Below are 13,784 nucleotides of genomic sequence, written 5' to 3' on the forward strand. Positions count from 1 at the left end.
TAATGCTCAGCAGAAGAATAAGTAGACACTTTTGCAAATACAACAAAGCTATTTTGTGTTTTTTGCTATTTTTGAATTTATATAGCTGCGCTATTATGAGCGCCATCAAACTTAGGAGGCATTATGACGTTACTTTTCTCACCCATAGAACTTGCAGGTAAAACTTTAAAAAACCGTATTGTTATGCCACCAATGACTCGCTCGCGCTCAACGCAGCCTGGCGACATTGCCAATGATTTAATGGCCACTTATTATGCGCAGCGAGCAAGTGCTGGGTTAATAGTAAGCGAAGGCACACAAATAAGTGAGCTGGGTAAAGGCTATGCCTGGACACCAGGTATTTACACAAACGAGCAAGTAGCAGGTTGGCGCACGGTGACCAACAAAGTGCACGATGCTGGTGGCGTTATGTTTGCGCAGCTTTGGCATGTAGGGCGCGTAACACACAGCGATAACACAGGCGGTGTGCAGCCTATATCGGCATCGGCCATTGCTGCAAAAGGCGTAAAAGTATTTGTAGATACAAACGGCGAACCTGGCTTTGTTGAAACTCAGTTACCGCGCGAAATGAGCAAGCAAGATATTGAAAATGTACTAGCCGAATTTCGCCAAGCGGCTAAAAATGCAGTAGACGCAGGCTTTGATGGCATAGAGCTACACGCCGCCAACGGGTATTTAATTAACCAATTCTTAGACTCGCAATCAAATGCCCGTACTGATGAATATGGCGGCAGTGTGCAAAATCGTTTGCGTTTTTTAACAGAGGTCGTAAATGCAGTAAGCGATGAAATTGGTAGTCAAAAAGTAGGTGTAAGACTTGCGCCACTTACCACGCTTAACGGCACGGTTGATGATAACCCAGAGCAAACATATTTAGCCGTTGCTCAAGCACTAAACGACGCTGGCGTGGACTACATGCACATTGCTGAAGCCGACTGGGATGATGCCCCTTTAATGAGCGTTGAATTTAAACAGGCTATTCGTAAAGCGTACAGCGGCGTATTAATTTATGCAGGTAAGTACACTAAAGAACGTGCCGATGAAGCCCTAGCACAAGGCTGGGCCGACATGATTGGCTTTGGTCGCCCGTTTGTGTCTAACCCAGATTTACCAGCACGTTTAAAGCAAGGTAAACCGCTAAATAGCCACAACCCCGACACCTTATTTGGTGGTGCAGAGCAAGGCTATACCGATTATCCAACCGCTTAATTATTTATAAATAAAGTATTTTAAGGGCTGCATGTATGCAGCCCTTTTTTTATGCTGGTAAATCAATAGCTTTAACTTGAGCTAATACCAATCCTCAAAATAGATCACTTAATTAAGCGGATTGATATAACAATAAAAAGCGCGTAAGTTAAATAGCTTACCCATTTTAAAAACATAAAAATAAAAATGAAAACCAAAGAGATAGAGCAACTCGCGTTATCAGACTTTGAAACCAAAGACGTGATCACCCCGTATGCCTTTAAAATTGACCAAGCGTTATTAGGTATTCCATTAGCGAGCCCAATTAAACGTGCATTGGCGATGACTATTGATGTCACTTTAATATTTATGGCTGCTAAGCTAAGCGCCACTTTAATTGCCTTTGTGGCTGCAATGGCTTTTTATAAAGGCACTGCGCAGCAATATCTTCCAAAAATGTCGTCGTTTTGGCGCAGAGCCTTAAAACTTTTTGCCGCGAGCTTTTTATTTGTAAGTTCATTAACCGTACTCTCGTTAGCGATTGATTTTTTTGAAGGCGATACCGTTATACAAACACCTCAAATAGAAAAAACACAGCAAAACGATGAGCTAAGCGAGCATGATAAAGCAATAATACGCACCTATTTAACGCAAACAGACGACGATAAAAACTGCGATGACGCTTGCCAAAGCGTTGCTCGAGCTAATTTAGTTGGCCAATTACCAGCGCTTGCTGAAATGCAAAACGTAGGAGGAATTGAAGTTACGCGCACATTATTGCACTTAATGGCCATACCTGATGATGAACCCGTTGCGGCAGATGATTTTAAAAATAATGAGACAGAGCGAGAAAGTATTTCGGACGAAGTAACTCATAAAAGCAATATCACTGAAAAAGCTGAAACTAAAAGCGAGCAAACCAAACCTGTCACCAGCATTTTGCAGTGGGGTAAAGGCATTATTCAAGACCTAGGCCTTGGTTTTGGTTGGGCTGCCGTATACTTTACGTTGTTCTCGTTATTATGGCGCGGACAAACCCCAGGTAAAAAAGTATGTAATATTCGGGTGGTCTCACTAAATGGCGAGCCACTAGGTATGCTTGATTGTTTTGGCAGATACGGCGGGTACGGCGCAGGTTTTGCAACAGGTTTATTAGGCTTTTTACAAGTGTACTGGGACCCAAACAGGCAAGCCATTCAAGATAAAATATCAGCCACGGTGGTTATTCAGGGCAGCGTGAACCAAGTTGTAAATGTGAAAACGGTAGAAGAGAATTTAAAAACTACTTAGAAAATAAGCAATTATAAAATATATAGCTTTAGATAAAAAAAGGGCTAAAATAAGGTCTTAATTTAGTTCTTTATAGGTGTTATATGAGACAGGTTTTAGCTGATTGTTCGGCAAGTATTTCAGAACTTAAAAAAAACCCAACCGCGCTTTTAAATGAAGCTGATGGCGCTGCAATAGCCATATTAAATCATAATAAGCCTGCAGCTTACTTGGTGCCTGCACAAATGTATGAGCAACTTATGGAACAATTGGATGATTATGAACTAACTAAAGTTGTTGAGAGCCGCAGAGGCGATTTATCTCAAGCGGTTGAAGTTAGTATAGATGACTTATAGGTTAAAGTTTTTACCAGCAGCCTTAAAAGAGTGGGAAAAACTTGCGCCACCACTTAAAAGCCAGTTTAAAAAGAAACTTGCTGAGCGCTTAGATAATCCGCATGTCCCAGCCTCTAAATTACGCGGCTTTGATAATGTTTATAAAATAAAATTGCGTACGGCAGGGTACCGCCTTGCTTACGAAGTTATTGATGACGAAGTTGTGGTGTATGTACTCGCAATTGGTAAACGCGATAAAGATGCAATATATAAAAAGTTAGCTTCAAGAGCTAAGGAATAGCTTATCAATAAAAGCGGTGTTTTGCTTGTTGAAAGAAGGGCGGGCGTTTCTTCTTGGTTAGCTATTAATTTAATACAAGGATATGTATGAAAGTCTTATCAATAATATTTTTATATTTATTTTTTACAATAAATGTAAATGCCTCAGAGCCTATTACTTTAGCCAAAACCTATCTGCTTAAGTCTGTTATTTTAAATGAACAACGCAGTTTTAGCGTTTATTTACCGCCAAGCTACAATGAAAACCCCAATCAGTCATACCCAGTTATTTACTTGCTCGATGGTGACCAAACACACCTAAAAGCTCTCGCTGGGCTAGTCGAGGCACTTAGTACTCAGCGGCTTGAGCAGCAAATACAACAAGCAATTATAGTAGCCATTCCTAATAGTCAAAATGCGATAAGAGAGCGGGATTTTACCCCAACCAATGTTGATTGGACATTTAACGGTAAACTTCTAGAAAAGTTTGAAAATATTGGCAACGCCTCAAATTACAGTGCCTTTTTTGAAAAAGAACTTATCCCACTCATTAATAAAAATTACCGAACATCAACTAAACGCGTATTAATAGGTGAGTCCTTCGGTGGCTTATTTGCCAGTTATGTATTACTTAGCAACCATGCGCTATTTACAGATTACTTAATAATTGATGCAACCTACCTGTGGGATAATAACTACCTAAACCGTTATTTTGATGAGAAACAACTTATAAATAAGCCGCTTAATGGCAATGTATATTTTACCTTTGCAAATAATGACGAAGCGTTTGGCGAAATTGGTAAAACAAATTACCAATGGGGTGTAGCGTTTGCTAAAAAGTTAAAAGCGCACCCAAGCAATAATCTAATTATTAATCAACGTTACTTTAAAGATGAAACTCATGGCACAGTCGCTGCGCTTAGTTGGTATTATGGGATTAAAGAGTTATTAAGGAACTAGCAACCTAGTTTCATAGAATAAAAATATTCAGATGTTTTTTAAGGAAAGGCTATGAACGATGACAGCTATGATTGGGTTTTAGCTCCTCATATGATTGAAACATCATATCTATATTTGAAGGCGTCAGAGCTTATGTGGAGTCATTCAATTAGTATTTCGATAGCTAATGCAGCACTAGCTTTGGAGATATTACTTAAAAGCTTTAACTGCAAAGTAGTAAGCAATAATGGATTAACAAACGAAAAATATCAATTCAACGCTAAGGCTCTTAATAAAAAAGAAAATGCACATGATTTGGTGTATCTATTTAATGCGTTACCAACTTCAATTAAGCATAAATTTTCAAGCGACTTTTCAATGATACTGATTGAAAAGTATCGACATACCTTTATTGAAAGTCGCTATATTTATGAGAAAAATGCAATTACCGGGGGAACAACTGCATTAATGGACATGACAACTCGCCTTTTAAAGAAAACAATCTCAATTTATCTTGAAAGAGGGTGTACTGATCAATGGATAAAAAATTACCCTGATGTTTAAACCTTACTAAATTATTGTGGTTGTATTTATATACTGATAGCTGACAACCGACAGCTATCAACTTCCATTCACTTTCTAAACCTAACCCCAACTCCACCAACTCCCAGCAACAACACAAATCCCCATACAAACACATTGCCGTGCTGACTGTACACGCTGTCGCCTTGTATAAGCTTTATATCGGCTTTCATGGTCGCAGCTTCAAACTGTGGCATGGTTTGTTGTGTGTGGCTTATTGGGTCGTATACGGCGCTTACGCCATTGTTGGTAACACGTACCAGCGGGCGTTGTAACTCTAATGCGCGCATGCGGGCTATTTGCATGTGTTGTAATGGCCCAATTGAATCGCCAAACCACGCGTCGTTACTTACGGTAAAGAGTAAGTCAGAGTCGCTTTGGTAATTACCGCGTACTAAATCGGCAAATACTATTTCGTAGCAAATGGCAGGTAGCAGGTTAAAGCCATTGGCGCGTAAGTTGTTTTGCACTCTATCGCCACGGGTAAACGATGACATAGGTAAATCAAACAATGGCGCTATAGGGCGCAATATATCCTGAAATGGTACAAATTCGCCGATAGGTAACAACTGGTGCTTACGGTAGCGGTTTTTGTCTAGGTAGCGGTAATGGCCGTGCTCGTCGTTGTGCTCTTTATTACCTACCACAATAAGGGTGTTGTAAATGGTTTTGGTGTCGAGCTGGTAGTCAACAATACCGGTAACTAATGCGGTTTTATTAAACGAGGCCGCGCTGTCTAAATTGGCTAAGTACGTGTCGGCAAGGGCTTCTATTTCGGGCACTGCGGCTTCGGGCCATACCACTAGGTCGGCATCCCAATGTGGGCGTGTTAGGTCTTGGTACTTGCTCATGGTGGTCCAAAACTCACTGGGTTCAAAGCGCAGGTGTTGTTTAATATTACCTTGTACCAATAAGGTCGACATTTCTTTACCTGAGTAGTGATTATTACCGGTATTTAATGCGCCAATAACAAGTAACGCTAAAGCGGCTGCGCTTATTAATGGGGTTTTAAAATCTTTTTGGGTGAGCCTGTAAAGGGCAAAACCAATGGCAACACAGGTAAGCGTTAAGCCAAATTCGCCAATATAAGGGGCAAGCAGCCTAAGCGGGCCATCTGTTTGTGTATAGCCAAAACTTAGCCACGGAAAGCCGGTCAGTAAGTGTCCACGTAAGTATTCACTAATGGCTATGGTGGCAATTAGAAGTGCCCCCATGCTTTTAGGGCCACTTGCAAAGCGAGTTGCAGCCCAAAACGCCAGCGCCGGAAACAGGGCTAAATATGAGCACAGTAAAGCCATTAACGAGAGCGATGCTATAAGCGGCATGCCGCCAAAGGTGGCAATAGATACATGCACCCAGCTAATACCCGCGCCAAACCAACCTAAGCCAAATATAAAGCCATATTTAGCAGCGCTTTTTGCGTGCGCTTTGCCTGTGTTGTTTGGGTTAATACAAAAAATAATGGCGGCAATGCTAAAAAATGCGATGGGCCAAATTTGGTAAGGGGCGTAGCCAAAAGTTAAAATAAGGCCCGCAACCAGTGCGAGCCATGCTTTTTTATCTTTTACTAACAGGGTGAGTTTAGTTAGTAGTTTCTTCACTGTCGTTTTCATCAACCTTAGGAACGGTGACTTGCAGTTGTAAAATACGACGGTTATCAGAATTAGTTACTTTAAACTGATAGTCGTCTATTTCAATTGTTTCGCCGCGACTTGGCATATGGCCAAATGCGTGTAGTACCGTGCCACCAATGGTATCGGCTTCATCGGTGCTGTAACCTGTTTTAAAGTACTCGTTAAAGTCATCTACAGGGGTGAGCGCTTGTACTACGTATACATGCTTAGCAAGTTGGCGAATATCTTGTTGATCTTCTTCTTCGTCGTGTTCATCTTCGATTTCGCCGACGATTATTTCAAGAATATCTTCAATGGTTACAAGGCCCGATACACCGCCGTATTCGTCAATGACAATAGCCATGTGGTAGCGTTGTTGACGAAATTCATTTAGTAGGGTGTCTACGCGTTTGCTTTCTGGCACTACCATGGCTGGGCGTAAATATTCGCGCAGTGAGGGTAGGTGCTCATCTTTATTTAAAATAAGCGGCAGCAAGTCTTTTGCGAGCAAAATACCTTCAACGTGGTCTTTGTCTTCACACACCACCGGAAAACGCGAGTGGGTGGAGTCGACCATCATGGGGATCAAATCTTCAAGGGGGCTGTCGACCTCAAGTGTGACCATTTGTGAGCGCGGGATCATTATATCGCGCACTTTAAGCTTGGATACACCAAGCACACCTTCAATCATTTCTTTGGTTTCTGGGTCGATTACGTCACGCTCTTGCGCGTCGGCAATTACTTCAACCAGCTCTTCTCTATTCTGGGGTTCCCCTTGCAACATTTGGGCTATGCGGCCCATCCACGTTTTGCCAGAAGAACCCTGGCTAGATTGCGAGTTATCGTCGCTCATTGCGTCTAAATGCTCCGTTAATTTAAATTTCGTCCCGGTATGGGTCAGCTATGTTTAGCTCTGCAAGTAATTGCTTTTCTATGCTTTCCATCTCAAAAGCGTCTTCACTCTTTATATGGTCAAATCCAAGTAAATGCAAGCATCCATGAATAACCATATGGGCAAAGTGGTCATGAAATGACTTTTCTTGCTCGATTGCCTCGGCCAATACAATGGCTGGGCAAATTATTAAATCACCTACTAATGGCAAATCAATGCCTGGCGGTGCTTCAAATTCGAACGACAACACGTTGGTTGGTTTATTTTTACCACGGTAGTCGTTGTTTAATTGTTGTGATTGGGCTTCATCGCTTATAACGATACTCAGCTCAGACTCATCACGAAACTTGCTCAGGGCTTTATCGGCCCACAGTGCAAATTGTTCTTCGCTTGGGAGGTTGTCAAACTCACACGCTATTTGTAAATCTAATTCGGTGCTCACGGTATTACTCTTTAGTAGAAGGCGGCTGTTGAGCGGCAAGTTGCTCTTTGGCTTTTTGTTTTTCTATACGCTTTAGTCGCTCGCTTTCGTCATTGCGCTCGTAGGCTTCGACAATACGGCCAACAACAGGGTGGCGAACAATGTCGTGGGATTGGAAAAAGTTAAAGCTAATTTCTTCAACATCGCTAAGTACTTCTATTGCATGGCGAAGGCCTGAGCGCGCACCGCGTGGTAAATCGACTTGTGTTATATCGCCCGTTATTACTGCTTTAGAGTTAAAGCCTATACGGGTTAAAAACATTTTCATTTGCTCGGCGGTGGTATTTTGGCTTTCATCTAAAATAATAAACGCATCATTTAGTGTACGGCCACGCATGTAAGCAAGTGGGGCAATTTCAATAATGTGTTTTTCAATAAGTTTTTCTACTTTTTCAAAGCCAAGCATTTCAAATAGCGCATCGTAAAGAGGGCGTAGGTATGGGTCTACCTTTTGGCTTAAATCGCCTGGTAAAAAGCCCAGTTTTTCACCGGCTTCTACCGCTGGGCGGGTAAGTAATATACGACGTATTTCTTGGCGCTCTAGGGCATCTACTGCGGCTGCAACAGCTAGGTAGGTTTTACCTGTACCGGCAGGGCCAATACCAAAGGTAATGTCGTGATGCAAAATATTAGCAACATACAAACCTTGGTTGTCGTTACGCGGTTTAATTACGCCACGGCGGGTTTTAATAAACATTTCTTTGCCGTACGCACTTTGCGGCACTTCTTGTTCTAGGGCTTTTGATTCGGTAATGGCTAAATGTACGTTGTCGGGCTCTATTTCACCAATTTCGCCACGAACAGGTTGAGTATCAACATAAAGGTTTTTTAAAATGTCTACGGCCGCGGCACTTGAGTGCAGTTTACCTGTTACTTTAAAAAAGTTGTCGCGGTGGATTATTTCAACACCTAGGCGGCGTTCAATTTGTTTGATGTTTTCGTCAAACGGGCCACATAAAGAAGAAAGGCGTTTGTTGTCGGCAGGTTCTAAATAAATCTCTAATGTTTTTAACTGATTACTCAAAATTACTTCCTATTCGGGTGCGCCAGTAAGGGTTACTGGCGCAATGAATTTATACAACTACGGTACGAAAGTAGCTACGCCAATTTCGTTGGTTGTATCGATTTTTGGCTCAACGCTTGCAGCTTTTGTTAAAATAGCTGAAGGAGCAATATCACGACGTAAGTTCATTTCTGATTCTGTACGAATTAAATCGCCACGTAAAGAGTTTGGTAACGCTTCGGTAATACGTACATCAACAAACTGGCCGATCACTGTGTGTGGGCCAACAAAGTTAACTACACGGTTGTTTTCGGTGCGGCCACGTAATTCCATTGGGTTCTTTTTAGAAGGCCCCTCAACTAAAATACGTTGCTCTGTATCAAACATTTGGCGGCTAATTTGTTGTGCCATTTGCGTAATACGGTTTTGTAGTAGGTATAAGCGCTCTTTTTTCTCTTGCTCTGATACGTCATCAGGTAAGTCGGCGGCAGGCGTACCTGGACGCGCACTGTAAATAAAGCTAAAGCTCATATCAAAGCCAATGTCGTTAATTAGGTTCATTGTGGCTTCAAAGTCTGTTTTGCTTTCACCTGGGAAACCAATAATGAAGTCTGACGACATGCTTAAGTTAGGGCGAATTTTACGCAGCTTACGTATTGTTGATTTGTACTCAAGCGCTGTATGGCCGCGTTTCATTAAATTAAGAATACGGTCTGAACCACTTTGCACAGGTAGGTGTAAGTGATCAACAAGCTCTGGTACATCAGCGTACGCATCAATAATATCTGGCGTAAACTCTACCGGGTGCGAGGTGGTGTAACGAATACGATCAATGCCATCAATCGCTGCTACGTAACGGATTAAATCTGAGAAGTAACAAATTTCGCCATCGTGTGTTTCACCGCGGTATGCATTTACGTTTTGACCAAGCAGATTTACTTCACGTACGCCTTGCTCAGCAAGTTGCGCAACTTCTAATAATACGTCATCTAATGGGCGGCTAACTTCTTCACCACGGGTGTAAGGTACAACACAAAAAGTACAGTACTTAGAACAACCTTCCATTATTGATACAAATGCAGACGGGCCTTCTGCTTTTGGCTCTGGTAAACGGTCAAACTTTTCAATTTCTGGGAACGAAATATCAACCACCGATGAGCCTTTGTCGCCTTGCACTTGTTTAATCATTTCTGGTAAACGGTGCAATGTTTGTGGGCCAAAAATAACATCAACAAACGGTGCGCGCTGGCGAATAGAGTCACCTTCTTGTGAGGCAACACAACCACCTACACCAATAATTAAATCTGGCTTGTCGTCTTTTAATAACTTCCAGCGACCTAATTGGTGAAATACTTTTTCTTGCGCTTTTTCACGAATTGAACAGGTGTTAAGTAAAATAACGTCGGCGTCTGCTGCTTCTTCCGTTAGCTGGTAGCCGTTGGTTGCATCTAAAAGATCAGCCATCTTCTGAGAGTCGTACTCGTTCATCTGACAACCCCAAGTTTTGATATGCAGCTTTTTGCTCATTGAAATATAGCCTCGTGTTCAATTCGGTAGTGGCACAAAAATGTGCTTAAAACGGGATTAAGGAGCAAGGTTGCTCACTTAAAGGACGCGTATTTTAGCTGGATACCCGCCCAGATCCAAGTATAGTTTTCATGTTTGTGATCTCAAATCAATACACAGGCAGTTTAATAGCGTGATAGTTATATACTCTCGCACTAATGCGGCGAGTTACGGTACAATCAAAACAGTTTCACGTATTAACCAAATGATGAAAAACATGACTCAAAACAAAGTGATTGTTGTAGGCGCGGGGATGGTCGGTGCGGCCATGGCCATAAAGCTTGCACAGCAAGGAAAATCAGTACAAATAATAGAAAAAAAACTGATTAACGCCGATGCCATTTTAGCAAGTGATCAGGTAGATATACGGGTATCGGCTATTAACCGTTTTTCAGAAAACCTGCTGGACGAGCTAGGGGCTATGCCTATTTTAAGGCAAAATCGATTAGCACCTTACACGCAGTTAGAAGCATTTGAGCGCGGTGGCGACAACCTATTATTTGATTGCGCCGATATTAATACTTCGCACTTAGGTCATTTAATTGAAAACAATTTAATACAAGCAAGCCTTTGGCAGCAGTTTGCATATTATAATATTGAGGTTATTGAACAATCAGCACCTTTAAGTGCTATTGAGCAAGACACAACGTCAATCACCCTCATTTATGGCGATACCCGTTACACTGCTGACTTAGTTATTGCGGCCGATGGCGGGCAATCGCAGCTACGAGCAAAGGCAAATATTGGTGTAACAGGGTGGCAGTATCAGCAGCACTGCATGGGCGTACTAATAAAGCTAGATGCGCCGCAGCAAGTAAAAACGTGGCAACAATTTACCCCTACAGGCCCGTTAGCCTTTTTACCTATGCAGGCGCCATACGCTAATTTAATTTGGTACGACAGCGCCAATACCTTACAAAACTTTAAAGGGTTAACGGCTGCTCAAATAAAAGCGCATGTTTTAAATAAGTTTCCGCTTCTTGCAGGGGATTTTGAGGTGCAAAACCATGCGGTATTTCCGCTTACCCGTCAGCATGCAAATAATTACTCTAATAGGCGTTTGGTGTTAGTGGGCGATGCGGCTCATACAATTAACCCACTGGCTGGGCAGGGCGTTAATTTAGGCTTTCAAGATGTGGTAGCACTCGCACAGGCACTTGAAGACGCTGATGATATTGGTTGTCCGCTAAAACTAAAAGAATACGAGCGAAGCCGCCGTAAAGCCAACCTATTAATGATGAGCATGATGGATGCGTGTTACTTTGGTTTTTCTAATCAAATTACGCCACTAAAATGGGCACGCAGTCAGTTTTTAAAAATGGCTAACAATACCGGTCCTTTAAAAAACTGGGTATTAAAATACGCCATTAGTGGGGAGCTTAATTAAATCTACTTAAGTGATTGGCTAATTTAATAAATGCACGGCCAATCACTCCCTTTCTTATGCCACTTGGGCACCTGCATAGTTGTCACTATTAATTTATTCCGTTATTGCGTTTTTTTGCCATACTCAAACTACTAACCAATTAAAAGTTGTGTGTTTGTGGATAAATTTTTTATTTTTATACTCATTGTCGGCGCTTTGCTACTAACGCTGAGCATTGTGCCAACAATAAAAATTTGTAAAAAAACTAACCGTGTTTCGTGGATTTTGCTACTGGCGCTTATTTTTAGCTTTATAGTGGGTTATTGGTATGTACTTTATTATTTTGTAAATAACGATATAGCTGGATTTATTGCTATGAGCGTATCGCTAATTTTATTTGGCGGGGGCGCTTTTGTTTATTTAGTTATTCAGCTCAGTTATAAAAGTATTTTAAAAATAGACCGCTTTGCAAAACGTCAACGAACCCTTGCCGAAAACGACAGCTTAACTGGCCTCCCTAATCGAAAAAAGTTTTTTCAGGTGCTTAACAAACAAGTTAAGTACGAGCCTTCGTTTTATTTAATGCTTATAGATTTAAACCGCTTTAAATCGATTAATGACTCATACGGCAATAAAGTAGGGGATATGCTGTTAAGCATTTTTTCAAAAACACTCAGCCATAATATTGTGGGAATAGCCAAGCTGTACCGTTTAGGCGGCGATGAATTTGCACTTATTGTTGATAACTCAGCCAATGAGGCAATTAATTTATGTATTGAAGCAATAAAAAAATCAACCAAACATCCATTTCATATTTACGAGCATAGTTTACGTGTACACGTGACTGTGGGAATAACAACCTTTGCGAATCACTCGTCGCACGCTAATGAGCTATTAAAGCAAGCAGACTTAGCACTGCATGAGGCTAAAGACACACAGCAACTGTATGTACATTACTTTGAGGCGCTGAGCACCCGAGCAAGTGAGCTTTCAAATATGACCTCACGTATTAAGCACGCCATTAAAAACCACGAATTTGAGCTTTATTTACAGCCTATTTTTGATGCCAGAGCCGATGAAGTACATGGTGCAGAGGCATTAATACGCTGGCCGCAAAGTGATGGCTCTTTTATTAGCCCTGAGGTGTTTATTGGCATTGCCGAGCAAAGTGGGTTGATATTAAATATTTCTAAATGGGTGCTACTAGAAACAATAAAGCACTTAAAGGTGTTAAAAGCAGCTGGGTTTATAGGTTCGTTGCATGTAAACCTTTTTACTAAAGATTTAGAAAGCCCGGAGTTTTATGAGTTTGTTGAAGAACTAGTAAAGCATGATCCAACGCTAAGCGACGCAATTATTTTTGAAATAACCGAATGCGCCATGATGACAAACCTAGAAGCCGCCCGCACAATGATGCAAAAACTAAATAGCAGAGGGTTTGAATTTAGTGTAGATGATTTTGGTACAGGTTTTTCTTCTTTGGTATTACTGCGAGAATTACCAATAAGCCAAATAAAAATAGATCAGTCATTTATAAAAGACATGCTGACTCAAATAGCAGATTACGCGATTGTTGAATCGACATTGTTTTTAGCGACGCGACTTAATTGTAAAGTGGTGGCAGAGGGGATAGAAGATAACGATCTTAAACAAACATTAACGCTAATGGATTGTGATTATTTGCAAGGGTATTATTTTAGCAAGCCAGTAAACATTAATGAGTTTATACACAAATATGCTAATGAGGAAGAGTACAGGATAATATAGAAATTGGCTGGGATACCAGGATTTGAACCTGGGAATGCCAGGATCAAAACCTGGTGCCTTACCGCTTGGCGATATCCCAACGCTAAATTTGGAATAGTTTTAGTTCTAGATAAGAACATGGTGCGGAAGGAGAGACTTGAACTCTCACATCCTAAGATACTGGAACCTAAATCCAGCGCGTCTACCAATTCCGCCACTCCCGCATTTAACATACACAGGTGTTAATGTATTGGAACCTAAATCCAGCGTCTAATTCAAGACTACTGCCAATTCCGATACTCCTGCATATTGACATTCTTTATAGCAATTTCTTTGGTAGAAGAAATTGGCTGGGATACCAGGATTTGAACCTGGGAATGCCAGGATCAAAACCTGGTGCCTTACCGCTTGGCGATATCCCAACAAAGAATTAGCTGATTATTTTAGTTCTTATCGAGAACATGGTGCGGAAGGAGAGACTTGAACTCTCACAACCTAAGTTACTGGAACCTAAATCCAGCGCGT

The 13,784-nt window shown here is 41.4% G+C and carries 13 protein-coding genes and 3 tRNA genes; 8 read left to right on the top strand and 8 right to left on the bottom strand.

Annotated features, from left to right (window positions below; genetic code table 11):
- Positions 1-123 precede the first annotated feature (123 nt).
- From B2R65_RS12155 to B2R65_RS12180, 6 genes are all read left to right on the top strand, one after another.
- Positions 124-1,209: an alkene reductase gene (locus tag B2R65_RS12155; protein WP_286743006.1), complete on the top strand. Its 1,086-nt coding sequence runs from the start codon at positions 124-126 to the stop codon at positions 1,207-1,209.
- A 186-nt stretch (positions 1,210-1,395) separates the two neighbouring features.
- Entirely contained in the window at positions 1,396-2,478 is a 1,083-nt protein-coding gene (locus B2R65_RS12160) for an RDD family protein (RefSeq protein ID WP_286743008.1), read from the top strand.
- A gap of 83 nt (positions 2,479-2,561) precedes the next feature.
- Complete coding sequence (locus B2R65_RS12165) at positions 2,562-2,813, top strand: type II toxin-antitoxin system Phd/YefM family antitoxin (RefSeq protein WP_004586953.1); 252 nt, start codon at positions 2,562-2,564, stop codon at positions 2,811-2,813.
- Positions 2,803-3,093, top strand: coding sequence for a type II toxin-antitoxin system RelE family toxin (locus tag B2R65_RS12170; protein WP_286743012.1), 291 nt, complete (start codon positions 2,803-2,805; stop codon positions 3,091-3,093). Before B2R65_RS12165 ends, B2R65_RS12170 begins: the two co-directional genes overlap by 11 nt.
- 86 nt (positions 3,094-3,179) lie before the next feature.
- Positions 3,180-4,031 (top strand): alpha/beta hydrolase, encoded by an 852-nt coding sequence (locus B2R65_RS12175; protein WP_286743015.1) that lies wholly within the window; start codon positions 3,180-3,182, stop codon positions 4,029-4,031.
- Positions 4,032-4,082: 51 nt separating this feature from the next.
- Positions 4,083-4,574, top strand: coding sequence for a hypothetical protein (locus tag B2R65_RS12180; RefSeq protein WP_286743016.1), 492 nt, complete (start codon positions 4,083-4,085; stop codon positions 4,572-4,574).
- A gap of 68 nt (positions 4,575-4,642) precedes the next feature.
- Here B2R65_RS12180 and lnt read toward each other — a convergent pair whose 3' ends face one another.
- The 5 genes from lnt to miaB are packed head-to-tail and all read right to left on the bottom strand — an operon-like array spanning position 4,643 to position 10,108.
- On the bottom strand, positions 4,643-6,193 hold the full coding sequence (lnt, locus tag B2R65_RS12185) for an apolipoprotein N-acyltransferase (RefSeq protein WP_286743019.1): 1,551 nt from the start codon (positions 6,191-6,193) through the stop codon (positions 4,643-4,645).
- Positions 6,174-7,058 (bottom strand): CNNM family magnesium/cobalt transport protein CorC, encoded by an 885-nt coding sequence (gene corC / locus B2R65_RS12190; RefSeq protein ID WP_004589463.1) that lies wholly within the window; start codon positions 7,056-7,058, stop codon positions 6,174-6,176. Before corC ends, lnt begins: the two co-directional genes overlap by 20 nt.
- Before the next feature lie 22 nt (positions 7,059-7,080).
- The gene (gene ybeY, locus B2R65_RS12195; RefSeq protein WP_024033864.1) at positions 7,081-7,539 is read right to left on the bottom strand and encodes an rRNA maturation RNase YbeY; all 459 of its coding nucleotides are present in this window, start codon (positions 7,537-7,539) and stop codon (positions 7,081-7,083) included.
- 4 nt (positions 7,540-7,543) lie between these two features.
- Positions 7,544-8,602 carry a PhoH family protein gene (locus tag B2R65_RS12200; RefSeq protein WP_004589461.1) on the bottom strand — a complete coding sequence of 353 codons (1,059 nt, stop codon included), beginning with the start codon at positions 8,600-8,602 and terminating at the stop codon, positions 7,544-7,546.
- A gap of 57 nt (positions 8,603-8,659) precedes the next feature.
- Positions 8,660-10,108 carry a tRNA (N6-isopentenyl adenosine(37)-C2)-methylthiotransferase MiaB gene (miaB, locus tag B2R65_RS12205; protein WP_029774570.1) on the bottom strand — a complete coding sequence of 483 codons (1,449 nt, stop codon included), beginning with the start codon at positions 10,106-10,108 and terminating at the stop codon, positions 8,660-8,662.
- A gap of 256 nt (positions 10,109-10,364) precedes the next feature.
- On the opposite strand from miaB, the gene B2R65_RS12210 reads away from it, so the two are divergent.
- Complete coding sequence (locus B2R65_RS12210; protein WP_286743028.1) at positions 10,365-11,534, top strand: FAD-dependent monooxygenase; 1,170 nt, start codon at positions 10,365-10,367, stop codon at positions 11,532-11,534.
- A gap of 156 nt (positions 11,535-11,690) precedes the next feature.
- Positions 11,691-13,280, top strand: coding sequence for a putative bifunctional diguanylate cyclase/phosphodiesterase (locus B2R65_RS12215; protein ID WP_286743030.1), 1,590 nt, complete (start codon positions 11,691-11,693; stop codon positions 13,278-13,280).
- A gap of 4 nt (positions 13,281-13,284) precedes the next feature.
- Here B2R65_RS12215 and B2R65_RS12220 read toward each other — a convergent pair.
- From B2R65_RS12220 to B2R65_RS12230, 3 genes are all read right to left on the bottom strand, one after another.
- Positions 13,285-13,359 (bottom strand) — tRNA-Gln (locus B2R65_RS12220).
- A gap of 39 nt (positions 13,360-13,398) precedes the next feature.
- Positions 13,399-13,483, bottom strand: a tRNA-Leu gene (locus B2R65_RS12225).
- A gap of 123 nt (positions 13,484-13,606) precedes the next feature.
- Positions 13,607-13,681: transfer RNA gene (locus B2R65_RS12230), tRNA-Gln, on the bottom strand.
- Positions 13,682-13,784: the final 103 nt, after the last annotated feature.

Origin of the sequence: Pseudoalteromonas sp. UBA2102 (assembly GCF_002331165.1) — a bacterium.
GTDB lineage: Bacteria > Pseudomonadota > Gammaproteobacteria > Enterobacterales > Alteromonadaceae > Pseudoalteromonas > Pseudoalteromonas atlantica.

What these genes read in the sequence shown, in the direction of transcription:
- B2R65_RS12155 (WP_286743006.1), top strand. Translation starts at nt 124, where the DNA reads ATGACGTTACTTTTCTCACCCATAGAACTTGCAGGTAAAACTTTAAAA.
- B2R65_RS12160 (WP_286743008.1), top strand. Translation starts at nt 1,396, where the DNA reads ATGAAAACCAAAGAGATAGAGCAACTCGCGTTATCAGACTTTGAAACC.
- B2R65_RS12165 (WP_004586953.1), top strand. Translation starts at nt 2,562, where the DNA reads ATGAGACAGGTTTTAGCTGATTGTTCGGCAAGTATTTCAGAACTTAAA.
- B2R65_RS12170 (WP_286743012.1), top strand. Translation starts at nt 2,803, where the DNA reads ATGACTTATAGGTTAAAGTTTTTACCAGCAGCCTTAAAAGAGTGGGAA.
- B2R65_RS12175 (WP_286743015.1), top strand. Translation starts at nt 3,180, where the DNA reads ATGAAAGTCTTATCAATAATATTTTTATATTTATTTTTTACAATAAAT.
- B2R65_RS12180 (WP_286743016.1), top strand. Translation starts at nt 4,083, where the DNA reads ATGAACGATGACAGCTATGATTGGGTTTTAGCTCCTCATATGATTGAA.
- corC (WP_004589463.1), bottom strand. Translation starts at nt 7,058, where the DNA reads ATGAGCGACGATAACTCGCAATCTAGCCAGGGTTCTTCTGGCAAAACG.
- miaB (WP_029774570.1), bottom strand. Translation starts at nt 10,108, where the DNA reads ATGAGCAAAAAGCTGCATATCAAAACTTGGGGTTGTCAGATGAACGAG.
- B2R65_RS12210 (WP_286743028.1), top strand. Translation starts at nt 10,365, where the DNA reads ATGACTCAAAACAAAGTGATTGTTGTAGGCGCGGGGATGGTCGGTGCG.